At 63.1% G+C, this 22,137-nt stretch carries 23 protein-coding genes and 1 pseudogene; 19 read left to right on the forward strand and 5 right to left on the reverse strand.

The genetic code is table 11. The features are described from left to right. The first annotated feature begins 84 nt into the window (after window positions 1-84). From FJ986_RS19850 to FJ986_RS19860, 3 genes are all read left to right on the forward strand, one after another. Window positions 85-2,466, forward strand: a complete 2,382-nt coding sequence (locus FJ986_RS19850) for a transketolase (RefSeq protein WP_140522990.1) — start codon at window positions 85-87, stop codon at window positions 2,464-2,466. A gap of 123 nt (window positions 2,467-2,589) precedes the next feature. After that, entirely contained in the window at window positions 2,590-3,534 is a 945-nt protein-coding gene (locus FJ986_RS19855; RefSeq protein ID WP_140523430.1) for a kinase, read from the forward strand. Beyond that, window positions 3,528-4,601: a PLP-dependent cysteine synthase family protein gene (locus tag FJ986_RS19860; protein WP_140522988.1), complete on the forward strand. Its 1,074-nt coding sequence runs from the start codon at window positions 3,528-3,530 to the stop codon at window positions 4,599-4,601. The genes FJ986_RS19855 and FJ986_RS19860 overlap by 7 nt, the downstream gene beginning before the upstream one ends. Here the strand turns inward: FJ986_RS19860 and FJ986_RS19865 are convergent. Then, a complete protein-coding gene (locus FJ986_RS19865) occupies window positions 4,596-5,858 on the reverse strand; it encodes a threonine synthase (protein WP_140523428.1) in 1,263 nt (420 codons plus the stop codon). The genes FJ986_RS19860 and FJ986_RS19865 overlap by 6 nt on opposite strands. Before the next feature lie 201 nt (window positions 5,859-6,059). Between FJ986_RS19865 and FJ986_RS19870 the strand changes: the two genes are divergently transcribed. The 4 genes from FJ986_RS19870 to FJ986_RS19885 all read left to right on the forward strand — a co-directional run bounded on the left by FJ986_RS19870 (window position 6,060) and on the right by FJ986_RS19885 (window position 8,722). After that, window positions 6,060-6,326, forward strand: a complete 267-nt coding sequence (locus FJ986_RS19870) for a helix-turn-helix transcriptional regulator (RefSeq protein WP_140555418.1) — start codon at window positions 6,060-6,062, stop codon at window positions 6,324-6,326. 168 nt (window positions 6,327-6,494) lie between these two features. Continuing rightward, window positions 6,495-7,223, forward strand: coding sequence for a LuxR family transcriptional regulator (locus tag FJ986_RS19875; RefSeq protein WP_140522984.1), 729 nt, complete (start codon window positions 6,495-6,497; stop codon window positions 7,221-7,223). Window positions 7,224-7,289: 66 nt separating this feature from the next. Beyond that, a complete protein-coding gene (locus FJ986_RS19880; protein ID WP_140522982.1) occupies window positions 7,290-7,904 on the forward strand; it encodes an acyl-homoserine-lactone synthase in 615 nt (204 codons plus the stop codon). 71 nt (window positions 7,905-7,975) lie between these two features. Continuing rightward, on the forward strand, window positions 7,976-8,722 hold the full coding sequence (locus FJ986_RS19885; protein WP_226880663.1) for a response regulator transcription factor: 747 nt from the start codon (window positions 7,976-7,978) through the stop codon (window positions 8,720-8,722). Window positions 8,723-8,786: 64 nt separating this feature from the next. Here FJ986_RS19885 and FJ986_RS19890 read toward each other — a convergent pair whose 3' ends face one another. The 3 genes from FJ986_RS19890 to FJ986_RS19900 are packed head-to-tail and all read right to left on the reverse strand — an operon-like array spanning window position 8,787 to window position 10,866. Continuing rightward, window positions 8,787-9,563, reverse strand: a complete 777-nt coding sequence (locus FJ986_RS19890) for an amino acid ABC transporter ATP-binding protein (protein ID WP_140522980.1) — start codon at window positions 9,561-9,563, stop codon at window positions 8,787-8,789. Beyond that, window positions 9,563-10,222: an ABC transporter permease subunit gene (locus tag FJ986_RS19895; RefSeq protein ID WP_140522978.1), complete on the reverse strand. Its 660-nt coding sequence runs from the start codon at window positions 10,220-10,222 to the stop codon at window positions 9,563-9,565. The genes FJ986_RS19890 and FJ986_RS19895 overlap by 1 nt, the downstream gene beginning before the upstream one ends. Before the next feature lie 14 nt (window positions 10,223-10,236). Continuing rightward, window positions 10,237-10,866 (reverse strand): amino acid ABC transporter permease, encoded by a 630-nt coding sequence (locus FJ986_RS19900; protein WP_210239488.1) that lies wholly within the window; start codon window positions 10,864-10,866, stop codon window positions 10,237-10,239. Between the two features lie 431 nt (window positions 10,867-11,297). Between FJ986_RS19900 and trbB the strand changes: the two genes are divergently transcribed. From trbB to FJ986_RS19955, 11 genes are read left to right on the forward strand one after another with little or no spacing between them, the layout of a single operon-like run. Beyond that, window positions 11,298-12,281 (forward strand): P-type conjugative transfer ATPase TrbB, encoded by a 984-nt coding sequence (gene trbB / locus FJ986_RS19905; protein WP_140522976.1) that lies wholly within the window; start codon window positions 11,298-11,300, stop codon window positions 12,279-12,281. Continuing rightward, window positions 12,278-12,610: a TrbC/VirB2 family protein gene (locus tag FJ986_RS19910; protein ID WP_140522974.1), complete on the forward strand. Its 333-nt coding sequence runs from the start codon at window positions 12,278-12,280 to the stop codon at window positions 12,608-12,610. Before trbB ends, FJ986_RS19910 begins: the two co-directional genes overlap by 4 nt. Beyond that, a complete protein-coding gene (locus tag FJ986_RS19915) occupies window positions 12,610-12,891 on the forward strand; it encodes a VirB3 family type IV secretion system protein (RefSeq protein WP_140522972.1) in 282 nt (93 codons plus the stop codon). Before FJ986_RS19910 ends, FJ986_RS19915 begins: the two co-directional genes overlap by 1 nt. Before the next feature lie 10 nt (window positions 12,892-12,901). Further along, a complete protein-coding gene (gene trbE, locus FJ986_RS19920) occupies window positions 12,902-15,352 on the forward strand; it encodes a conjugal transfer protein TrbE (RefSeq protein WP_140555417.1) in 2,451 nt (816 codons plus the stop codon). Next, a complete protein-coding gene (gene trbJ, locus FJ986_RS19925) occupies window positions 15,349-16,101 on the forward strand; it encodes a P-type conjugative transfer protein TrbJ (RefSeq protein ID WP_140522970.1) in 753 nt (250 codons plus the stop codon). The genes trbE and trbJ overlap by 4 nt, the downstream gene beginning before the upstream one ends. 11 nt (window positions 16,102-16,112) lie before the next feature. Continuing rightward, the gene (gene trbK-alt / locus FJ986_RS19930) at window positions 16,113-16,430 is read left to right on the forward strand and encodes a putative entry exclusion protein TrbK-alt (RefSeq protein WP_140522968.1); all 318 of its coding nucleotides are present in this window, start codon (window positions 16,113-16,115) and stop codon (window positions 16,428-16,430) included. Window positions 16,431-16,432: 2 nt separating this feature from the next. Further along, window positions 16,433-17,782 (forward strand): P-type conjugative transfer protein TrbL, encoded by a 1,350-nt coding sequence (trbL, locus tag FJ986_RS19935; RefSeq protein ID WP_140522966.1) that lies wholly within the window; start codon window positions 16,433-16,435, stop codon window positions 17,780-17,782. A gap of 3 nt (window positions 17,783-17,785) precedes the next feature. Beyond that, complete coding sequence (gene trbF, locus FJ986_RS19940) at window positions 17,786-18,475, forward strand: conjugal transfer protein TrbF (RefSeq protein WP_140522964.1); 690 nt, start codon at window positions 17,786-17,788, stop codon at window positions 18,473-18,475. Continuing rightward, window positions 18,472-19,527, forward strand: a complete 1,056-nt coding sequence (trbG, locus tag FJ986_RS19945) for a P-type conjugative transfer protein TrbG (RefSeq protein WP_140522962.1) — start codon at window positions 18,472-18,474, stop codon at window positions 19,525-19,527. The genes trbF and trbG overlap by 4 nt, the downstream gene beginning before the upstream one ends. Next, window positions 19,524-20,681, forward strand: a complete 1,158-nt coding sequence (locus tag FJ986_RS19950) for a TrbI/VirB10 family protein (RefSeq protein ID WP_140522960.1) — start codon at window positions 19,524-19,526, stop codon at window positions 20,679-20,681. The genes trbG and FJ986_RS19950 overlap by 4 nt, the downstream gene beginning before the upstream one ends. A 2-nt stretch (window positions 20,682-20,683) precedes the next feature. Further along, window positions 20,684-20,908, forward strand: a complete 225-nt coding sequence (locus FJ986_RS19955; RefSeq protein WP_140522958.1) for a DUF2274 domain-containing protein — start codon at window positions 20,684-20,686, stop codon at window positions 20,906-20,908. A gap of 161 nt (window positions 20,909-21,069) precedes the next feature. On the opposite strand, the gene FJ986_RS19960 is transcribed toward FJ986_RS19955, so the two are convergent. Further along, complete coding sequence (locus FJ986_RS19960; RefSeq protein ID WP_224656363.1) at window positions 21,070-21,342, reverse strand: hypothetical protein; 273 nt, start codon at window positions 21,340-21,342, stop codon at window positions 21,070-21,072. Between the two features lie 421 nt (window positions 21,343-21,763). Between FJ986_RS19960 and FJ986_RS19965 the strand changes: the two are divergent. Further along, window positions 21,764-22,121, forward strand: a pseudogene (locus tag FJ986_RS19965) (transposase); the annotation flags it as partial. Window positions 22,122-22,137: the final 16 nt, after the last annotated feature.

Below are 22,137 nucleotides of genomic sequence, written 5' to 3' on the forward strand. Positions count from 1 at the left end.
TATCATCGGTCGGCTTGCGTAAGAATAGTCACTTTTGAGAGGCAGAGGCAGCTATCGTTGAGACCCGACTGACAGGAGCCGACGATGACGATCCTCTCCGAACTCGAACGCAAGGTTCTGTGGCTGGCGGTCTGGATGATCCATCATGCCAATCATGTTCGCGGCTCGCAGGACGGCCTCAAGATTGGCGGACATCAGGCGTCCTCGGCGTCCGCCTCGACCTTGCTGACGGCGCTCTATTTCCAGATCCTCAGGCCTGAAGACCGTATCGCCGTCAAGCCGCATGCCAGCCCGGTTTTTCACGCCATCCAGTATCTGTACGGCAAGCAGACGCTCGAGCAGCTGCAGAATTTTCGCGGCTATCGCGGCGCGCAGTCATACCCGTCTCGAACCAAGGATATCGACGACGTCGATTTCTCGACCGGGTCGGTTGGACTGGGCGTGGCACAGACCCTGTTCTCCTCCCTGGTCCAGGATTATGTCAGGGCAAAGGGCTGGAACGCGGACCAGCCTGAAGGTCGGATGGTCGCCCTTCTCGGCGACGCCGAAATGGATGAGGGCAATATCTTCGAGGCCCTCCTCGAAGGCTGGAAGCACGGCCTGCGCAACACCTGGTGGGTCGTCGACTACAACAGGCAGAGCCTGGATGCGGTGGTGCGCGAAGGCCTGTGGCAGCGCTTCGAGTCCATCTTTCGCAACTTCGGCTGGGATGTGGTGATCCTGAAACATGGCACCTTGCAAAAGGCGGCCTTTGAGGAAGAGGGCGGCGAAAAGCTGCGGTCATGGATCGATGCATGCCCCAACCAGCTCTATTCGGCGCTGACCTTCCAGGGCGGCGCTGCATGGCGCCGGCGCCTTCTGGACGACCTCGGTGACCAGGGATCGGTGACCCGGCTGGTCGAGAAGCGCAGCGACGAAGACCTCGCCGCATTGATGGCAAATCTCGGCGGCCACGATCTGGCGAGCATCGTCGATGCCTTCGAGCAGGCGCGAGGGCATGATCGTCCGTCCTGTTTCATCGCCTATACGATCAAGGGCTTCGGCCTGCCGCTGGCAGGCCACAAAGACAATCACGCCGGATTGATGACACCGGCGCAAGTCGAGGCGCTGCGACAAGCCATGGGTGTCCGCCAGGGGCGTGAATGGGACATGTTCGAGGGCCTTGCATACGATGAGGCCGCGATCCGGTCCTATCTGGCGTCGTCGCCTTTCGCGCAGGCAGCTACCCGTCGCCATAAAGCCTCGGCCGTATCCGTGCCGGCACAGATACCCTGGCGCGCGCAGGTCTCCATGTCGACACAGCAGGGCTTCGGCCTTCTGATGCATGAGATCGCCAAGTCAGACAGCGATTTTGCAAAGCGTGTGGTCACCACGTCTCCGGACGTCACGGTCTCGACCAATCTCGGCGCCTGGGTGAACAGGCGAGGCCTGTTCGCGCGCGGCGACCAGGCGGACCTCTTCCGTGAAGAACGCATACCCTCCACCTTCAATTGGACGTTTTCGCCGTCGGGACAGCATTTCGAACTGGGCATCTCGGAGATGAACCTCTTCACGATGCTGTCGGCGCTGGGTTTGTCGCACTCGCTTCACGGCGAGCGGCTGCTTCCGGTCGGCACGCTCTACGACCCTTTCATCGAGCGTGGCCTCGATGCGCTGAACTATGCCTGCTATCAGGACGCGCGCTTCATTCTGGCGGCAACGCCCTCCGGCGTGACGCTGGCGCCAGAGGGCGGAGCGCATCAGTCGATCGCCACGCCGCTGATCGGCATGGCGCAGGACGGCCTGGCCGCATTCGAGCCGGCCTATGTTGACGAGCTGGCAGTCATCCTGCGTTGGGCGTTCGACTACATGCAGCGCTCCGGCGAGGCCGAGCCCGACGACCAAACCTGGCTGCGCGATCGTACTGGAGGTTCGGTCTACCTCAGGCTCTCAACGCGATCGGTCGAACAACCGTCTCGCCAGATGGAGGATCCGCTGGCGCGCGCCATCGTCGACGGCGCCTACTGGTTGCGCAAGCCCGGGCCCAATGCCGCTGTGGTGATCGCCTATTCGGGAGCTGTCGCGCCGGAGGCGGTGCAGGCGTTGGGGCTGATGGCCGGAGATCGGCGCGATGTCGGGCTTCTGGCCGTGACCTCGGCCGATCGGCTGAACGCCGGCTGGTCTGCGGCGGCGCGGGCGCGCCAGTTTGGCCATCCGCGCGCCACCAGCCATGTCGAGCGCCTGCTGGCTGGCCTCCCGGCCTCGTGCGCCATCGTGACGGTGCTGGACGGGCACCCCGCGACGCTCGCCTGGCTGGGATCGGTCCATGGCCACCGCACGCGCGCGCTCGGCGTCGAGCATTTCGGCCAGACCGGTACGATCGCGGATCTCTACCGGCATTACGGGATCGATGCGCAAGGTATCATGGCAGCAGTGCAATCGGTTTCGGCCGGCCGGCCGCTGCGGCACCTTGGCTCGGCCGCCTGACGATCCGCCAGCATCGCCTCGCGCCTGCTGGTACGGTAGGAGGCCGTCAATACCGGAATTCCTTGAGAGCCGCGGCCGATCGTCGGCGCCATCTTCCCGCATGGCGAGAAAAGCATGGGGGAGATGAAAATGGCCGAGGCCGGCGATGTCATGAGCCGTGAAGCGCTGCGGTCGCCGGTGAGAACAGCGACGGCAATGGCGCATCACGGCGAGCTCATCCAGGGCGTCTTCAAGGATGATGGCGGGCGCCTTCATCGCGGGCTCGTGACGCTGCCGATTGCTGGCTTGAGATCCGAGGCAAGCTTCGCCAGGAGCGACGGCGATGCGGTCGTTGTCCACCCCGATCATAAGGTCAAGGCGGCGGCAGCCGCGCGCCTCACGCTCGATTTTCTGAACGTCACTGGCGGCGGCGAGCTGACACTTCAAAGCTCAATCCCTGTGGGGCACGGCTACGGCTCATCGACGGCTGACGTTGTCGCTTCCATTCGCGCTGTCGCCGCAGCCGTCAACATCCAGCTGCGGGCGTCGAGCATCGGGCGTCTGGCCGTGGCTGCCGAGCGCGCCAGCGACGCGATCGCGTTCGATGAGCACGCAGTGCTCTTCGCGCAACGGGAAGGCATGGTGATCGAGAATTTCGGGGGCTCCCTGCCGCCGCTGCTCCTGGTCGGGTTCAAGGCAAATGGCGGGGTTCCGGTCGACACATTGCAGCTGCCGCCTGCACGCTACGACAGTACCGAGATCCAGGAATTCGGCGTGCTTAGGGCGCTGGTGGCGCGGGCGGTTCGCCTTCAGGATCCCTATCTTCTCGGACGTGCCGCCTCGGCCAGTGCGGTGATCAGTCAACGGCACTTGCCGAAACAGGGCTTCGGCGAGATCGCCGACATCGCCAGGCGAGCCGGGGCGTGCGGGGTGCAAGTCGCCCATAGCGGTTCGCTGTTTGGCCTGATTTTCGATCTTTTCACATCGAATCTGAAGCGACGGGCGGCCCTCGTCGCGCAACAGATAAGACGTGCCGGCTTCAAGGATGTCGAAGTTCACTTGGTCAACGCGGAGAGCTGGACATGGTGACCTTCGACGTGGACTATTTCAGGGACCTTGAGACCCCGCGCCTTGCTCTGCTGGCGCCCAATCTCGTGGCCGCTGCGTTCCCGCTGATGAAGCTGATGCCGGCCCGCTACATTCTGGATCGGGCAGCGTCGAATGGCGAACTGAAGGCCGGCTCCCATATCGTCGAGACGACGTCCGGCACATTTGGAATGGCGGTGGCGCTGCTGGCGGCGGCGCGTGACTATCGCCTTACGCTCGTCACCGCTTCAACGCTGATCGATGCCAAATACAAAGCCCGTCTGGAGCGCATCGGCGCGACGGTTATCGCCCTTGACGATCCGCGCGGCGATGGCAACCAGCCGGGCCGGCTGGAGCGCCTCAAGGAAATCCTGGCGAAGGAGCCGGATGGCTTCTGGACCCGCCAATACGACAGTCCGGGCAATTGGCTTGCCTATGCGCGGCTGGCCGAACTCTTTGTCCGGGCCATGGGCAGGATTGACTGCCTGGTCGGCTGCGTCGGCACGGGAGGCTCGCTATGCGGCACCGCCTCCTTTTTGCGAACTGTCTTTCCCCACCTGATGGTGTTTGCCGTCGATACCCATCGCAGCATTCTGTTCGGGCACCCTGTCGGCAAGCGCATGCTGCGGGGCTTGGGCAACAGCGTTCTGCCGAAAAATGTCAGGCATGAGCTTGTCGACGAGATCCATTGGGTTGGCGCCTACCCGGCGTATAGGAGCGCGCACCGCTTGCTGCGCGAGCATGGCATTTTCATGGGGCCGACCAGCGGCGCCGCCGCCTTGGTGGCGCAATGGGTTGCAACGACGCTTCCTGACGCGCAGGTGGCGGTGATCATGCCTGACGAAGGCCATCGCCATGCCGAGACCGTCTACAATGATGAGTGGCTTGCGGCGCTGCCTGGCTGGCCCTGCAAGGAACTGTCGGAGCCGAGGACGCTGACGACCATCGCACCGGCCGAAGAGACGCAATGGACGCGCTTTCTTTGGCTGCGTCGCTGCCTCGGCGATGTGCTGAAAACGCAGGCGGCAGGCGAAGTGCCACCGGTTGTTGGTGCGGCGGAAAATCTATGAAACGAGATCCAGCCCGTTTTTGTCGAGCCAGCGCCAGGCGTCGTGCGTCGTCTGGAAGATCTGGTCGTGTTCGTTCGATCCAACGGAGCGATCGAGGTCCTTGAGGCCGCTGGCTGTCACGACGGCCACGACACGGTCTGTGGCTGCGATGACACCTTGGTCCTTCAACGTCGATATCGCTATCAGCGGCGTGACCGAGGCCAGTTCGGCAAAGATTCCTTCCTCCCGCGCAAGGCGTTCCTGCATCGCGATCAGGCCGTGATTGCTGACGGGGACGGCATGCCCGCCGGATTCGCGCAGAGCCTTCAAGGCCTGAAAGGTGCTGCGTGGCGTGCCAATCGATACGGCTAGGCTGTCGAAGAGCATCTTGCGTTCACTCAACGCATCGGCGCCGCTGGCCAGAGCGTGCGCCAGCGACCCATGCACCTCTGCTGCGACGAGACGAGGCAAGCGCGTGATCGACCCTGCCGCGAACAGCTCGCAAAAGCCAGCCCACACGCCGGACAACGCATCACCATAGCAGACCGGCAGGACGCACCAGTCTGGCGCCGTGCCATTCGATTGCTCGACGATCTCATAGGCGATCGTCTTGTAGCCCTCGATGCCGAGTGGATGGCTGCCGACGACCGGACCGTGATAGGGCGATGCGATGAACCAGTCGTAACGGGCAGCCGCCTGTTCAAGCAGCGACCATCGGTCCATTTTGTTGACCAGGGGCAAGACCGTCGCGTCATACTTTCGGATCTGCGCCAGCATCGCGCCGGCCGACCCCGCGAAAGTGGTGACGACGCATTTGAGACCAGCTCGAGCGGCGTAGGCCGCCAGCGAAGCGCCGGCGTTTCCCGATGAGGCGGTCGCGACGATTTTCGCGCCACGTGCGCGCGCCACACTGACCGCGATGGTCGAGAAGCGGTCCTTGTGCGACCAGGTCGGGTTTCGGCCTTCGTCCTTGATTGCAAGGTCCGGCACGCCCAGAAACGCGCCGATGCGCGGTGCGGCAAGCAAAGGTGTCAGACCCTCGCCAAGGCTCACCGCGTCGGCTTCTGTGCAAGGCAGCATATGCGCAAAACGCCACAGCGAGCGCGAACTGGTGACGCCGTCAAAGGGATGGAGGTGCGGGACCGCATAGACCGGACGAAGATTTGCCGGCGCGGTGTCTTGGCAGTGGGCGCATCCCCTGGAGTCGATGGTGACGTGCGCAGGCGAGGAAGCGCCGCATCGGATGCAGACGAACTCCAGGACACGACCTGCGTCCATACCAGGCGGCTTTTGCTCGCCCGAGAGATGCGCGGACATGTTGTGTGCGAGGTCGCGAAATGGCCGGCTCGCCATGGCTATTCCTTATTCAGGAAACGAGGAATTCGCTTGTTGTTTCAACAGCCCGCAGCACGGCTGTCAATGCGGAATGTGCACTATAGTGTGTCGCACCACAGTGCGCGTCGTAGCATCCGTTGTTGGATGAAACTTCGCGGCGTTTTCGGCCTAAACGTGCAGCGGCTTCGCAGAGAGCGAAAACTCTCTCAGGAGCAGTTGTCTTTCGTTTCGGGCCGCACGCGCGCCTATATCAGCAGCGTCGAAGCCGGGCGGCGCAACGCTACGCTTGATACAGTCGAAATTCTGGCCAAGGCGTTGAATGTCGAGCCACAAGAGTTGGTTTCAGCAAACCCGGCAAGTAAGCACGCTGTTCGGGTGACGAAGCCGGCCGCCTCAAAGTCGAATGAATGAAGCCGGACTTCCGCAATTCAGTGCTGACCTGATTTTCACTTATCTCGTCTTTGTGACACGTGATTGACTCCTTTAGTGTACATTCGATGCGTGTCCCATTGAAGATGGTGTCTAGACAGCCATAGGTTGTTCTGCGGGGTAGGGCCTGACTTTGGTTGAGGTCTTCCAATGGAGAACGAAACTGTTGTCGACCTTTTTGCGGCGATCACCAAGATCGATACTGCGCGGTCGGCTGATGCAATCCTTCAAGAGTTCCGCTCAGCCATGGGGCGTTACGGATTGCGCAATTTTCTGATCACCGGACTGCCCGTGCCGCACGATACGGACTGGCAGCGTGAAATCCTGGGCGATGGCTGGCCTATCGATTGGTATCGGCGCTACGTCTCCGAGGATCACTTTTTGCACGATCCGTGTGTTGCGCAGTGCCGGCACTCGCCGGAGCCCTTCCTGTGGCGCGAGCTGCCGGCCGCAAGGTTGGGTGCACGCGCGAAGCTGGTCATGGACGAAGCTGCCGAGTTCGGGATGAAAGAAGGTATCTGTGTACCCATTCACGTGCCTCTGGCGGGCCCAAGTGTGGTCACTGCGGCGAGCGACCGGATGGACGTGCCGCCGAGCGCCATGCCCCTTATCGAGACGGTTTGCGTGCATACCTTTCGCAGCCTCTCAGGGCTGGGAACACCCGGCGATGGCGAAGAGCCCACGCCCTTGACGGCGCGCGAGCGCGAACTCCTGGAGTGGAGCGCGCAAGGCAAATCCACCGATGACATCGCTTGTATCCTTGGTGTCACCAGGAACACGGTTGAAAGCCATCAGCGCAACATTCGAGCAAAGCTCGATGCGATCAATGTCGCGCATGCCATCGTCAAGGCGCTGCGACGGCAGGAAATCCAGATTTAGCAATACCTGAATACCGTCATACGTACGGCAAGTCCGTTTTCCTACGACCCTCCGCCTGGAGGCGTCATGGTTCGTATACATCTGGTCACTTGGGATAACAGGAAGCACTACAGGAAAGTTCTGGAGCGCTACTTTCGGATACGCTACGAGATTTACGTCAAGCAGAGGCGATGGCGCGCCGTCGCACGGCCCATCAACATCGAGATCGACGCCTTCGATAACGAGCATACGCTTTATGTTCTGGCGCTTGATACCAACGGCAAGATCCTAGGCGGCTCCCGTCTCGTCCCGACGCTGGAGCCGCATCTCATGAGCGAAGTGTTCCCGGTTCTCGCCGGCGACAGGCCTCCGCGAGCGGCTGAAATTTTCGAGTGGACGCGTTTCTTCGTCGTTCCATCGCTTCGTACGCACGGCACCCCGTCGCCGATCGCCGGCTTGGTTCTCTGCGGTCTGCTCGAGATCGCTCAACGTCTGGGGATTCGACAGATCAGTGTGGTGTGCGAGACATTCTGGCCAAAACGGCTGCGCGCGCTTGGGTGGACGCTGACCGAGCTCGGTGACGTTCTCGAACATCCCGACGGCGATATCATCGCGTTGCTGATCGAGGTCACGCCCGAAGCTGTTGAACAGACGCGCCGCGCTTACGGCATCAGCGGCGTCATACTTGCCGACAACATCTAGGCTCGTAACCAGGCACCTGCGGGAAGCGCGCGAGGGCTCGATCGTCAGGGGTGTATTGTCATCGCGCCCATTTGCGCGGTAGTCAGCCCTATGATGTGTCGAACCCGGTTGATGGACTCATGAAGCCGCTGGTCCTGATCGCCTCGAAGGACCCGGATTTCTTCCTGGTCTTCGGCCACATACTTTCGGTAGCCGGCTTCGAAACACAGCTGATCACGGGAGACCGGGAAATCGCACGTGCCATCGCGGCGACAGCCCCGCTTGCCATAATCGTGGACTGCCATCCGGGCGACCGTGCAATCGTCAAGCAGTGCAGCTGGTTGAAGTCGACCGCCGCAACCAAAGCGACGCCGGTCGCGAGCCTGGTTGCCCCGCGCTCCGGCAGGCTGCATCTGGACTTGATCAAGGCTGGCGTCGACGAAATATTTTCCCGGCCGTTCGCCCCCGAACAGCTGCTGACATGGCTGCACGGCAAGGCGGGCATAGCGAAGCTTTCACGCGAAACGGACTCGGGTGAGTTGGTGCAGGGCGATTTTCGGCTCGAGCGACAGACCCACCGGACATTCTTCAAGCAAAAGGAGATCGTCATGCCACCGATCGAGTTCAAGCTTTTGCGCAGCCTTTTGGGGCAACCTGGCAAGGTCTTGAGTCGCGAGGAGCTGGTCGCGACGGCATGGCCTGAACATGCCGCCGCAACCGACGTGCGGGGCGTCGACGTCCATATAGCCAGGTTGCGCAAAAGGCTTCGGGCGTCGGTGGGAAGCGATGTGATCCGGACCGTTCGCTCGGCAGGTTACGCGTTCGCGCCGGACTGGTGATCTGACGGGCGTGCAGCGTTCCTGCGCGGGCGGTGCCGGCACGCCGGTCGACACGCGTCTCATCTCAATGGCTCAAGATGGTGTCCAGGAACAGCCGCGCGCGTGGGTGAGCGGCCGCTGAGAAAAACTCTTTGGAAGAGGCACGCTCGATAATGCGGCCGTCGTCCATGAAAACAATCTCATCGGCGACTTCGCGTGCGAAACCCATCTCATGCGTCACGCAGACCATGGTCATGCCGGTTTTCGCGAGCGCGATCATGACGTCGAGGGCTTCCTTGATCATTTCCGGGTCGAGCGCGGAGGTGGGTTCGTCGAACAGCATGATTCGGGGATTGAGGCAGAGCGCACGCGCGATCGCCACCCTTTGTTGTTGACCACCCGAGAGCTGGGCCGGGTAGGCTTGCGCCTTTTCGGGAATGCGCACCGCCGTCAGATGCTGCATGGCGATCTCTTCGGCCTCCCGGCCGGTTTTCAGGAGAACCCGTCGCAGCGCCAGCGTGCAGTTGGCAAGCACGGTGAGATGCGGAAAGAGGTTGAAACTCTGGAACACCATGCCTGTCAGCCGGCGCGCCGTCGCCGTGTCCCGGGCATTTCTTCCCAGTGCTATCCCGTCGAGCTGGATCGTTCCCTTTTGAAAAGGCTCAAGACCGTTGCAGCAGCGGATCAGCGTCGATTTGCCCGAGCCGGAAGGCCCGCAAACGACGATGCGTGTGCCCGCGCGGATCGTCAGATCAATATCCTTCAAGACGTGCAGGGCACCGAACCATTTATTGAGGCCATCGACCCGGAGATGCGCGGTGGTTTGAACGGAGGAGACTGGGAGCGAGACTTGAGCGAGCATCAGCGACGTCCGGATGCAAGCAGGCGCTGCTCGACACGCTTTACGCCATAAGCAACGATCAGCGCCAAGGCGAGAAACAGAATGCCGGCGACGGTGAGCGGCTCCGCGTATCGATAGGTTTCAGACGCGATATCGAAGGCGCGGCCGAGCATTTCGGGTACCGCCAGGATCGCGAGATAGGGCGTGGCCTTGAGGATCGAAACGAGATAGTTGCCCAACGGTGCGGCGACGTTGCGCAACATTTGCGGCGCGACAATGAAAACGACCGTGTCGCGGCGGCTGAGCGACAAGGCTCTGGCTGCTTCCTGTTGGCCCTTCGGGATCGCGTCGATGCCCGCCTTGAACACCTCCGCCAGATAGCCGCTGTAATACAGGCTCAGCCCCAGTATGCCGACCGTCATGGCCCCAAGCCGGATGCCGTAGAAAGGCATGACGAAATACAGGAAATAGAGCCAGGCCAGAACCGGCGTCGAGCGGATGAAGTCAATCAGAAAGCGGACGGCGAGGCCGGGCGCGCCGCCGCCGCGGCGGATCATCTCGAAACTGAAACCAAGCGCTGAAGCGCCGAGACAACTCAACACCGTTGCCAGCAGAGTCGCTCCGATTGCCCCGAGAATGGTCGGAATGGTCGAGAGCGCGAAGTCAAAGTTAAATCCCACCAGGCGTTCCTCTTTCAGGATTTGACCCGCGCCTCGAGCCAGCGGCCGGCGAGTGCGATCGGATAACACACGACGAAGAAGGCCAGCAGCAGCGCTGAGTAGATCGCCACCGGATCGTATTCGGTCTGCGCGATCTCCTTGGCCCGGAAGGTCATGTCCGTCAGCGTGACCAGCGAAACGAGGGACGTCGCCTTGACGAGCTGGATAAGATTGTTGACGAAGGTGGGGCTCATGGCGACCAAGGCCTGCGGCAGCTCGATCAGAAACAGGATCGCCGGGCGCGAGAGGCCGAGCGCCATGCCCGCCTCGCGTTGGCCGGCGGGAAGAGATTGCAGTCCGGCGCGCACCGCCTGGCTGGCGTAGCCGCCCGTGTTGAGACCGAGCACCAGTGCACTGACGGTCAGCGCCGATAGGGTGACCCCCATCACCGGCAGCACATAGTAAAAGACGAAGAGCAGGACGACCACCGCGGAACTGCGCCAGAATTCAATCATGGCGGTGACCAGGAAGCGGGTCATGCCGGTGGTCAGAAACTGCGCGACGCCGAAGACGAGCGCGAAGGGGATCGCAAAGACCAGGCCATAGGCCGTGACCTTCAGGGTGATGCCCAGCCCCTGCAGAATGCCTAGCCAGATCTCGAACATGTTCACGAGGTGCCACCTATCTTTGCTGAAAGGGGTGCCGATGATGTCAGTATGGTTTCAGCGTGCCTCAGGTCGGCGGCTTTCCGCTCAGAAATCGCGTCCTTCTGACCGGACCTCATGGCAATTCTCCGTGCGGTGGAAAGAACGATCGCCTTTCCGGAGAGGCCATCGGTGGCTTTGTCATAAACCCGGCGGGAGTCTTCTGTCAATAAACATGGACATCTTACTGCAAAAGTTCATATTTGAGCTGCGGCGAAGGCGGAAAGACGTCGGGCTTAAAGCGCGATGACCGTCGGCGCCGCCGTTGGCCGGTAATTTTACGCTACGCTACGACGACGGCTGAAACCGGTTGAACCGGGCTGCTCCAAGGCTCTTTTGATCGTCCCCGACCGGGCGTTGTTCGACGTGTTCCCGGCCAGAACGGGGACAGTATGGCCATCTCGCACAACGATACCGAAGGACGCGCGCGCAGTTCGCGCATGCTGCGCACCGCGCTTGGACCCGCCATCGCCCGGTTTCTCGACGATCCCGCGATCGTCGAGGTCATGCTCAACCCGGATGGCCGCATCTGGGTGGATCGGCTTTCGGACGGTCTGGCCGATACAGGGAACATGCTGGCGCCCGCCGCCGGCGAGCGCATTGTGCGTCTGGTCGCCCATCATGTCGGCGTCGAGGTCCATTCCCGTTCTCCACGCGTCTCGGCCGAGTTGCCGCAGACCGGCGAGCGTTTCGAGGGCCTGTTGCCGCCCGTGGTGGCCGCGCCGGCCTTCGCAATCCGCAAGCCCGCCGTCGCCGTGTTCACGCTCGATGACTATGTCGCGGCGGGCACAATGTCGGCCGCCCAGGCCGCGATATTGCGTGCCGCGGTTGCCGTGCGCGCCAACATCCTCGTCGCCGGCGGCACGTCGACTGGCAAGACGACGCTCACCAACGCGCTGCTTGCCGAAGTGGCGAAAGGGACGGACCGGGTCGTCCTGATCGAGGACACCCGTGAACTCCAATGCGCCGCGCCCAACCTTGTCGCAATGCGCACGAAGGACGGCGTCGCCACGCTTTCCGACCTGGTTCGCTCGTCTTTGCGCCTGCGGCCCGACCGCATCCCCATCGGCGAGGTGCGCGGCGCCGAAGCTCTGGATCTGTTGAAGGCATGGGGCACAGGGCACCCTGGCGGGATAGGCACCCTTCATGCGGGCTCCGGTATAGGCGCGCTGCGCCGTCTTGAGCAGCTTATCCAGGAAGCCGTTGTCACCGTGCCGCGTGCGCTGATCGCCGACACGATCGGGCTTGTCGCTGTGCTCGCCGGACGCGGCAACGCGCGGCGGCTTGTCGAACTGGTCAGAGTCGAGGGTCTCGGCGCCGACGGCGATTACCGCATTGCTGAAGCTGCCCCCATCAACACAGGAGAAAATTCATGATCCGCCTGCTTTCGCGCTGCCGCGCCGGCCTGGCTGCGGCCTGCGTCGCAATTGCCGTCAATCTCGTGGTGGCTCCGGTCGCCCATGCGTCAGGCTCCTCGATGCCGTGGGAACAGCCGCTCGAAAAGATTCTTCAGTCCGTCGAGGGACCGGTTTCCAAGATCGTCGCCGTGATCATCATCATCGTCACCGGCCTGACGCTGGCCTTCGGCGACAGTTCGGGTGGCTTCAGGCGGCTCATCCAGATCGTTTTTGGCCTTTCGATCGCCTTTGCGGCGTCGAGTTTCTTCCTGTCGTTCTTCTCGTTCGGCGGCGGAGCGCTGATCTGATGACAACCGCTCTTGAACAACTCGACGCGGTGCGGGGGTGGACGGTGCCCGTCCACCGGGCGCTGACGGAGCAGATCCTGCTCGGCGGCGCGCCGCGCGGAATAGCGATCCTCAATGGCACGCTGGCGGGCGCGGTCGGCCTTGGGCTGCGGCTGTGGCTGGTCGGTCTCCTCATCTGGGCAATCGGACATCTCACGGCGGTATGGGCCGCCAGGCGCGATCCGCTGTTTTTCGAGGTTGGGCGCCGACACCTGCGGCTCCCCGGACATCTTTCGGTTTGAGGGCGCCGCTATGATGAGCCTTGCCGAATACCGCCGAACCGCTGCTCGCCTTGCCGACTATCTGCCTTGGGCAGCACTCGTCGCGCCGGGCGTCGTGCTCAACAAGGACGGCAGTTTTCAGCGCACCGCGAGGTTTCGCGGCCCCGATCTCGACTCCGCCGTCGCGGCAGAGCTTGTCGCGGTGGCGTCGCGCATCAACAATGCCTTTCGTCGCCTCGGCTCGGGCTGGAGCGTCTTTGTCGAAGCACAGCGGCACGAAGCCGCCTCCTATCCCGAGAGCCAGTTTCCCAATGCGGCCGCCAGCCTGCTCGATGCCGAGCGCAAAGCCGATTTCGACGAGGAAGGGGTTCATTTCGTATCGAGCTACTTTCTCACATTCCTGTTTTTGCCACCGCCCGAAGACGCCACGCGCGCCGAGGGGTGGCTTTATGAGGGTCGCGACCAGTCGGACGCGGATCCGGGCGAGATCGTGCGCGCCTTTGTCGACCGGACAGGGCGCGTGCTGTCCCTGCTCGACGGGTTCATGCCGGAATGCCATTGGCTCGATGACGGCGAAACGCTCACTTATCTGCATTCGACGATCTCGACCAAACGCCATAAGGTGCGCGTCCCCGAGACGCCGATCTATCTCGATGCGCTGCTCGCTGATGAACCGCTCGCCGGCGGGCTCGAGCCACGACTTGGCGATAAGCATCTTCGCGTGCTCTCGATCGCCGGCTTCCCGACCGCAACGACACCCGGCCTGCTTGATGACCTCAATCGGCTGGCCTTCCCTTACCGCTGGTCGACCCGTGCGATCCTGCTCGACAAGGTCGACGCTGTCCGACTGTTGACCAGGATACGGCGGCAATGGTTTGCGAAGCGCAAGAGCATCGCCTCGATCCTCAAGGAGGTGATGACCAACGAAGCGTCGGCCCTCCTCGACACCGACGCCGCCAACAAGGCGGCCGACGCCGACACCGCATTGCAGGAGCTCGGCGCCGACATGGCGGGCATGGCCTATGTCACCGCGACCGTCGCGATATGGGATTGTGACCCGCGCGTGGCCGACGAGAAATTACGGCTTGTCGAGAAGGTCATCCAGGGCCGCGACTTCACGGCGATTGCCGAGACCGTCAACGCCATCGACGCCTGGCTTGGTTCCTTGCCCGGGCACGCCTACGCCAATGTCCGTCAGCCTCCCATCTCAACGCTCAATCTCGCCCACATGATGCCCCTCTCTGCCGTGTGGGCGGGGCCGGAACGGGACGAGCATCTGGTCAGTCCTCCCTTGCTTTACGGCAAGACCGAAGGCTCGACCCCGTTCCGGTTGGTCCTTCATGTCGGCGATGTAGGTCATACGCTGGTCGTCGGCCCCACTGGAGCCGGCAAGTCGGTGCTGCTCGCGCTGATGGCGCTGCAGTTCTGCCGCTACCGCAACGCTCAGATCTTCGCCTTCGATTTCGGCGGGTCTATCCGCGCCGCGGCGCTCGCCATGGGGGGCGACTGGCACGATCTCGGAGGGCACCTCACCGAAGGCGTGGACGCCTCCGTTTCGCTGCAGCCGCTCGCCCGGGTTCATGACACATACGAGCGTGCCTGGACGGCTGACTGGATCGTCGCGATCCTGATGCGCGAAGGCATCCAGATCACCCCGGACGCAAAGGAGCATATCTGGGCGGCGCTAACGTCGCTTGCCTCGGCTCCCGTCGAGGAGCGCACCATCACCGGGCTCAGTGTGCTCTTGCAAGCCAATGACCTGAAACAGGCATTGCGCCCATACTGTGTCGGAGGCGCTCACGGCCGATTGCTCGACGCCGAGGCCGAACACCTCGGACAGGCATCCGTGCAGGCCTTCGAGATCGAAGGACTGGTGGGCACGCAAGCCGCGCCGGCCGTCCTCTCCTACCTGTTCCATCGCATCGGGGACCGGCTCGACGGGCGTCCGACGTTGCTCATCATCGACGAAGGCTGGCTCGCCCTCGATGACGGGGGGTTTGCCGGGCAGTTGCGCGAGTGGCTGAAGACGCTGCGCAAGAAAAACGCCAGCGTCGTCTTCGCCACCCAGTCGCTTGCCGATATCGACAATTCGACTATTGCGCCCGCGATCATCGAAAGCTGTCCAACCCGGCTGCTGTTGCCCAATGAGCGCGCGGTTGAGCCGCAGATTGCCGCCATCTATCGGCGCTTCGGCCTGAACGACCGCCAGATCGAAATCCTGGCACGAGCCACACCCAAGCGCGACTACTACTGCCAGTCCCGCCGCGGCAACCGTCTCTTCGAGCTCGGCCTGTCCGAGGTCGGGCTGGCGCTTTGCGCCGCGTCCTCGAAGAGCGATCAGGCCCTGATTGGCAGCATCATCGCCGAGCATGGCCGCAACGGCTTCCTGGCGGCCTGGCTGCGTGCCCGTGACGTGGGCTGGGCCGCCGACCTCATTCCCAACCTAACCCTTTCCGAACCTGAAAAGGATTCCCAGCCATGACTGTTCGTCAAAGGCGCCCACACGCCCTTCTCATGGTCGCGGCGATACTCGCCGCGCCGGTCGCCATCTCGCCGACTGCGCCAGCGTATGCCTTCATCGTGTTTGATCCATCGAACTATTCCCAGAATGTTCTGACGGCCGCGCGTTCGCTGCAGCAGATCACAAACCAGATCACCTCCCTTCAGAATCAGGCCCAGATGCTGATCAACCAGGCGCGCAACCTGGCGAGCCTGCCTTTGTCCTCGCTCCAGCAACTGCAACAGTCGGTGCAACGCACGCAACAGCTTCTCGGGCAAGCACAAAACATCGCCTTCGACGTCCAGCAGGTCGACAAGGCCTTTCAGCAGCAATACGGCAGCGTCTCGCTTTCTGCATCCGACCAGGAGCTCGTCACGGACGCGCGCTCGCGCTGGCAAAACACGGTGGGCGGCCTTCAGGACGCCATGCGCATCCAGGCGGGCGTCGTTGGAAACATCGAGACCGGCCGCGCGCAAATGTCGGCGCTGGTCGGCGCCAGCCAATCGGCGACCGGAGCGCTGCAGGCGACGCAAGCTGGCAATCAGCTTCTTGCGCTTCAGGGCCAGCAGCTCGCGGACCTGACCGCTGTTGTCGCCGCCAACGGTCGCGCCCAGGCGCTGACCGAGGCCGAACGTGCCGCCGCGGTCGATCAGGGGCGGGAGCAGCGCCGGCGCTTCCTCACTCCCGGCTCGGGCTACGAGGTCGGCTCGGTCCAGATGTTTAACCGCTGAGGTCGATGGCCATGGACGGCAAAACCCTCGCTCGCGCGGTGGCTGTGATCTTTGTCGCGGCCGCCCTCTCGGCGGCCGCGCTCGGTATGAGCCGGAAACAGAATAAGCTGGCGGGCGAGGGCGCGCACACAAGCGCAGGCTTGATGCCGAACCCGCTTCGCGAGGGTCTGCGCCGTTGCCAGGTCCTCGGCGAGGCTGCCCTGCGTGACGATGGATGCGCGCGGCTATGGGCCGAACAGCGCGATCGCTTCCTCGGCCTGAAACAGCCATCGGGGCCTTCGATAGGCGAGCCCGACGCGCCAGATGCAGCCCTGCACGAGGCCCGATAGATATGGGCAATACTGGCGTCATCGACCAATTCCTGGCGACTTTCACCCGCTACATCGACAGCGGTTTCGGCCTGCTCGGCGGCGAGGTCGCCTTCGTCGCCACCACGCTGATCGTCATCGACGTGACGCTCGCCGCGCTCTTCTGGAGCTGGGGCGCTGATGACGACATTCTTGCGCGGCTTGTCAAGAAGACGCTCTTCGTCGGTGTCTTTGCCTATCTGATATCCAACTGGAACGGTCTCGCCCAGATCGTATTCGAGAGTTTTTCCGGTCTTGGCCTGAAGGCGAGTGGAACCGGTTTCTCGGCTCAGGACCTGCTGCACCCCGGCAAGGTGGCGCAAACCGGTCTCGATGCGGGACGGCCATTGCTCGAGGCGATCTCAGGTTTGATGGGCTACGTCTCCTTCTTTGAAAACTTCATCCAGATCGTCTGCCTTCTATTCGCCTGGTCACTGGTCCTGCTTGCCTTCTTCATCTTGGCGGTACAGCTCTTCGTAACGCTGATCGAATTCAAGCTGGCGACGCTGGCCGGTTTTGTGCTGATCCCCTTTGGCCTCTTCGGCAAGACAGCCTTCATGGCCGAGCGCGTCCTTGGCAACGTCATCTCATCGGGCATCAAGGTGCTGGTGCTGGCCGTCGTCATCGGCATTGGCTCGACCCTGTTCGGCGAGTTCACTCAAGGGTTCGGCGGCGAAAACCCCACCATCGATCAAGCTATGGCAATCGTGCTGGCTGCATTGTCGCTTCTCGGTCTCGGCATCTTCGGCCCGGGCATCGCCAACGGCATCGTCTCTGGCGGACCGCAACTCGGTGCGGGTGCCGCCGTCGGTACAGGCCTGGCCGCAGGCGGCATGGTGCTTGCCACGGGCGGCACCGCAAGCCTCGCAGCCCGCGGCGGCTCGGCGGCTTTCTCCGCAGGCAGCTCCATTGTGCGTGGCGGCTCGATTGCAGGCGCGTCGGGCCAGGGTGACACCGCAGCTGCCGCCTCCGCCCTGGGCGGCGGCGTTGGCAGCGGCGGTGTTTCGCAAAATGGCTCGCCGCTCAGGCGCGCCGCCGCGCGTGCCGGTGAATCCGTGCAATCGGCCTCCTCGGCTAGCCCACGGTCCGCCAACGCGGAACGCGGTGAGACCGCGACAGCGGGGACGGTTAGGGGCAATGCCGAACGCGCAAGCGACCCTCCCGTCTCCCGCGCGGCCGGCGCGGGCGAAGTGGCACAAAATACACCCGACTGGGCCAAGCGCATGCAGCGGTCCCAGCGCCTGTCGCACGGCGTCCAAACCGCTGCCCACGCAGTTCGCGCTGGCGACGGCCATGGCAGCGGTAGTTCCGTTTCTCTCTCCGAAGGCAAATGACCCATGAACATCTTTCGACGGCCCGCCACCCACTACGGCAAGGCGCCCCAGCCCGAGACTTCATACCAGAAGGCCGCGCAAGTCTGGGACGACCGCATCGGCTCTGCTCGCGTGCAGGCCAGAAGCTGGCGCTTAATGGCCTTCGGGTCATTGATCCTGTCGGCCGGCCTGGCCGCCACGCTCGTTTCGCAATCACTGCGAGGGACGGTGATCCCTTGGGTGGTGCAGGTTGACACGCTCGGACAGGCGCAGGCACTCGCGCCCGCCACCTCGGACTATAGGCCAACCGACCCGCAAATTGCGTGGCATCTCGCCCGTTTCATCGAGCAGGTCCGCTCCATCCCGGCCGATCCGATCGTCGTGCGCCAGAACTGGATGCGCGCCTACGAATGGACCACCGACGGGGGCGCCGCGGCACTCAACGACTATGCCCGTGTCAACGACCCCTTCTCCAGGGTGGGCAAGCAGCAGGTCTCCGTCGATGTCTCGTCCGTCATTCGTGCCTCGGCGGACTCCTTTCGCGTCGCCTGGGCCGAACGTCATTACGAGGATGGCCAGCTCTCCACCAGCGAGCGATGGACAGCCATTCTGACAACCGTGATCCAGGCGCCACGCGACGCTGACCGGCTGCGGGCCAATCCGCTTGGCATATACGTCAACGCCATAAACTGGTCGCGGGAGATGAGCCAATGAACCAGCCATTCGGTATCATCGCCACTCCAGCTTTGAGAAAGTCGGCGTTTGCCGCGGTGTTGTTGTCGGGCTGGCTACTTGCCGGTTGCGCCACACCGCAGAAACCACCTCAGATCTCCTATGACGCCTCCGTGCCGCCTTTGCCTGCCGCTCCGGTGGCCGCACTCGATGAGAGACCCAAACCGCTGCACGTTCCACCAGGGTGGGTCCCGGCCCGCGGCGGCGCGGCCGGCAGCACGCCGGTGGCGCGCGTCGAGAACGCGAACGCGGCGGCGCGGGTCCAGCCGCGTCGTGAGGGTTATTACAACGCCATTCAGATTTATCCTTGGAGTGAAGGAGCCCTTTATCAGGTCTATGCCGCTCCAGGACAGATAACGGACATCGCGCTTGAGCCCGGCGAAAGCCTGACCGGCGAAGGTCCGATCGCGGCGGGCGATACCGCGCGCTGGATCATCGGTGACACCGAAAGCGGAGCGGGCGTCTCCAGGCGCGTCCATGTGCTGGTCAAGCCTTCGCGTCCGGACATCAACACCAATCTCGTCATCACCACCGACCGGCGCAGCTACATGATCGAGCTGCAATCGGGCGAGGAGCCTTACATGCCCGCCGTGTCATGGGCCTATCCCGCGGCGCCGGCCGGACAAGCGCGCGCGATCCCCGCGACACCGGTGATTCCCGCCATCACCGCACGCAATTATCGTTATGGTTTCACCGGCGACGCGGCCCCGTGGCGGCCCGTCAGCGTCTATGACGACGGCAGGCGGGCCTACGTCGAGTTTCCACGCGGGATCGTGCAAGGCGAGATGCCGCCCATCTTCGTCATAGGCCCGGACGGCGAGGCCGAGATTGCCAACAGCCGCGTCTACCAGAACACCCTGATCGTCGACCGTCTCTTTGGCGCCGCGGAATTGCGGCTTGGCAGTGGCAAGCGGCAACAGACCGTCAGGATCGTCCGCACCGATGCCACGAGGAGAGGTCTGTGGATGTCAGGCACCAATGCGGCGCCGAGTGCAAAGAACGCATTTCGTCAAAGGGGAGGGGAACAATCATGAGCGAGAACGAAATCCCGGCTGCCCCCATGCAGCTTCGCGCCGATCCGCCGCGCGTCACGCGCTTGTCGCGCAAGGTGCTTGCCGGCATCGGCTTATGTGCATCGCTTGGCGTCGGCGGCGCGCTGATCTACGCGCTTCGGACGAGTGAAACCGGCAGGCATGGCGACGAGCTCTACTCGACGTCCAACAGGCAGCCCGCCGAGGGACTGGCCAGCCTGCCGCGCGACTATACTGGCCCTGTTCTTGGACCGCCGCTGCCTGGCGATCTTGGCCGGCCGATGCTTGATGCCCAGAACAAGGGACAGCCCGTCGTGCCGCCTACGATCGCAACGCCGATGGTTGATGAAGCCGAACAGCGCCGGCGGGCCGAAGAGGAGGCGGCCCGAACGTCGCGTGTTTTCTTCCAGACGGGGCAGTCAATCGCGGCATTGGCCGAAACCCCGCCCGCAGGAACTTCCCCGCCGAACCTTGGCGGCCCCGACCTTGCCGGTCAGATCGGCCAGTCGACCACGCAAGACCGCCAGCTCGGCTTTCTGAATGCGGCCGCTGATCGGCGCACCGTGGCGCCGGATCGCGTCACGCCGCCGGCGTCGCCCTATGTGCTCCAAGCAGGGGCCGTCATCCCGGCGGCCCTCATCACCGGTATCCGTTCCGATCTGCCCGGTCAGATCACCGCCCAGGTGATCGAAAATGTCTATGACAGTCCGACGGGTCGCTCGCTGCTGATCCCGCAAGGCACGCGTGTCATTGGCCAGTACGACAATGGCGTCGGCTTCGGCCAGCGGCGCGTGCTGCTTGTCTGGAACAGGCTGGTCTTTCCCAACGGACGCTCCATTGTTCTTGAACGCCAGCCTGGCACTGACGCCCAAGGCTATGCCGGCCTTGAGGACGGCGTCGACTACCATTGGGCCGAGCTGTTCAAGGCGGCCGCACTCACCACCATTCTCAGCGTTGGCGCGGAGGCCGGCTCGTCCGGCCAGGAAGGTGACATCGTGCGCGCCTTGCGCAGCGGCGCCTCCGACAGCCTCAGCCAGATGGGCCAGCAGATCGTCCAGCGCCAACTCAACATCGCACCCACACTGACGATACGGCCTGGCGTCAATGTGCGTGTCGTCGTTACGCGCGATCTCGTGCTCGAACCCTACGGAGGCTGAAAATGGCCAATCTGAAACTCGGTCCGATTGCAGACGACAAGCCGGTTAAGGTCACAGTGGAACTGCCGGCGCCGCTGCACCGCGATCTGTCCAGATATGCTGAGATCCTTGGCCGCGACGGGGGTCAGCCTTCCACTGATCCTCTTCGCCTGATTGTGCCCATGCTTGAGCGATTTATCGCGACCGATCGGGGCTTTGCTAGAGCCAAGCGGGAGCGGAAAGGTTGAGGGCCACCTCTGCCGCCAAGGTTAAAACTTTGTAATGCTGTAGCACGACTGCAAAACTGCGTGGGAGGTGTCAACTCGTGGGGAGCTGACGGGCAGCGGCTTCCGCAGTGTCCTCGGGTCTGGTGTTGAGGCGGCGTTAGGCGCCGCCTTGTGGATGATGTTCACAACGGTTTCGAACAAGGGTAGCCCCTTGGGCGGCAGCCTAGGCCGCCACCGATCACCACGCAATCGTACGTCGCATTGCTCAGCGCTCCTTTGAGTGCGGCATCGGGCGTAATCATGCAGGTGTCACCCTGCCAGCCCCGTTCCTCGATTTTCGCCACGCCCAAAGCGATCCCAGCGTTGATTTTTTCGGCATTGAAGCCGGGCGGCAAGGACGGGTCCGAGAAGTCGACGGTTTCAGGTTTCTGGCCGGCAAACAGTATTCGCGTCATTGAAACACTCCATGAAGTTTCGGGTTTCCGAAAGTGGCCGTATGTCTTCGGCGACAAGGGTGCGAAGGCCGGATCTTGTTCGGGTCGAGGCAACGAGTATCCACGCAGAGACGCAGCCCTTGTGCTAGGAGTAGCCGCCCTCCCGTTTTGTGCAGAACCATAGGTGGCGGCCGGCCCGAAGGTTCGGAACGGGCACACGCCTTTTTGTCGTATTTTATGGCAATGTCAGCCACTCAGTGATTAATCCAGATTGGTCATCTCCGATTGACATCGTGTTCTCGCCAAGAATCACAGCCGAACCAGATTGATTGCCGCCCGATGCTGCAGTGCGGTCGGCGGATTGGCGGGGCTTGTTCGAGCGCGCTCAGAGACCGATTGAAAACGCCTTGAACGGTGCGATCGCACGTAATTCAAGCTTGGGATGTGGACCCGAGCGACGCGTGGCCGGATGGCCGACGTCGAGAAGAAGACCAAGCGTTATCCGTCCGATCTGACGGATGAGGAATGGTCGCGGATACAACCGTTCCTGCCGGGCGCGTCCATGACCGGGCGGCGCGTGGCGAGGGACCTGCGCGAGTCTTGAACGCGATCCGCTACATGGCCCGACCGGGTGGCGGCTGGCGCATGCTGCCGAAGGATTTCCCGCCCTGGCAGACCGTCTACTGGTGGTGCCGCAGCTTCGTGCGCCGTTTCAGTTCAAGACAATCCACGATGTGGCGCTGATGCTGGACCGTGAACGGGAGGGTCGCGAGGCGAGCCCGTCGGGAGGCGTCCTCGACGTCAGTCGGTCAAAGG

This window comes from Mesorhizobium sp. B1-1-1 (genome assembly GCF_006442955.1).
Lineage (GTDB): Bacteria > Pseudomonadota > Alphaproteobacteria > Rhizobiales > Rhizobiaceae > Mesorhizobium.

What these genes read in the sequence shown, in the direction of transcription:
- FJ986_RS19850 (WP_140522990.1), top strand. Translation starts at nt 85, where the DNA reads ATGACGATCCTCTCCGAACTCGAACGCAAGGTTCTGTGGCTGGCGGTC.
- FJ986_RS19855 (WP_140523430.1), top strand. Translation starts at nt 2,590, where the DNA reads ATGAAAATGGCCGAGGCCGGCGATGTCATGAGCCGTGAAGCGCTGCGG.
- FJ986_RS19860 (WP_140522988.1), top strand. Translation starts at nt 3,528, where the DNA reads ATGGTGACCTTCGACGTGGACTATTTCAGGGACCTTGAGACCCCGCGC.
- FJ986_RS19865 (WP_140523428.1), bottom strand. Translation starts at nt 5,858, where the DNA reads ATGGACGCAGGTCGTGTCCTGGAGTTCGTCTGCATCCGATGCGGCGCT.
- FJ986_RS19870 (WP_140555418.1), top strand. Translation starts at nt 6,060, where the DNA reads ATGAAACTTCGCGGCGTTTTCGGCCTAAACGTGCAGCGGCTTCGCAGA.
- FJ986_RS19875 (WP_140522984.1), top strand. Translation starts at nt 6,495, where the DNA reads ATGGAGAACGAAACTGTTGTCGACCTTTTTGCGGCGATCACCAAGATC.
- FJ986_RS19880 (WP_140522982.1), top strand. Translation starts at nt 7,290, where the DNA reads ATGGTTCGTATACATCTGGTCACTTGGGATAACAGGAAGCACTACAGG.
- FJ986_RS19890 (WP_140522980.1), bottom strand. Translation starts at nt 9,563, where the DNA reads ATGCTCGCTCAAGTCTCGCTCCCAGTCTCCTCCGTTCAAACCACCGCG.
- FJ986_RS19900 (WP_210239488.1), bottom strand. Translation starts at nt 10,866, where the DNA reads ATGTTCGAGATCTGGCTAGGCATTCTGCAGGGGCTGGGCATCACCCTG.
- trbB (WP_140522976.1), top strand. Translation starts at nt 11,298, where the DNA reads ATGGCCATCTCGCACAACGATACCGAAGGACGCGCGCGCAGTTCGCGC.
- FJ986_RS19910 (WP_140522974.1), top strand. Translation starts at nt 12,278, where the DNA reads ATGATCCGCCTGCTTTCGCGCTGCCGCGCCGGCCTGGCTGCGGCCTGC.
- FJ986_RS19915 (WP_140522972.1), top strand. Translation starts at nt 12,610, where the DNA reads ATGACAACCGCTCTTGAACAACTCGACGCGGTGCGGGGGTGGACGGTG.
- trbE (WP_140555417.1), top strand. Translation starts at nt 12,902, where the DNA reads ATGATGAGCCTTGCCGAATACCGCCGAACCGCTGCTCGCCTTGCCGAC.
- trbJ (WP_140522970.1), top strand. Translation starts at nt 15,349, where the DNA reads ATGACTGTTCGTCAAAGGCGCCCACACGCCCTTCTCATGGTCGCGGCG.
- trbK-alt (WP_140522968.1), top strand. Translation starts at nt 16,113, where the DNA reads ATGGACGGCAAAACCCTCGCTCGCGCGGTGGCTGTGATCTTTGTCGCG.
- trbL (WP_140522966.1), top strand. Translation starts at nt 16,433, where the DNA reads ATGGGCAATACTGGCGTCATCGACCAATTCCTGGCGACTTTCACCCGC.
- trbF (WP_140522964.1), top strand. Translation starts at nt 17,786, where the DNA reads ATGAACATCTTTCGACGGCCCGCCACCCACTACGGCAAGGCGCCCCAG.
- trbG (WP_140522962.1), top strand. Translation starts at nt 18,472, where the DNA reads ATGAACCAGCCATTCGGTATCATCGCCACTCCAGCTTTGAGAAAGTCG.
- FJ986_RS19950 (WP_140522960.1), top strand. Translation starts at nt 19,524, where the DNA reads ATGAGCGAGAACGAAATCCCGGCTGCCCCCATGCAGCTTCGCGCCGAT.
- FJ986_RS19955 (WP_140522958.1), top strand. Translation starts at nt 20,684, where the DNA reads ATGGCCAATCTGAAACTCGGTCCGATTGCAGACGACAAGCCGGTTAAG.
- FJ986_RS19960 (WP_224656363.1), bottom strand. Translation starts at nt 21,342, where the DNA reads ATGACGCGAATACTGTTTGCCGGCCAGAAACCTGAAACCGTCGACTTC.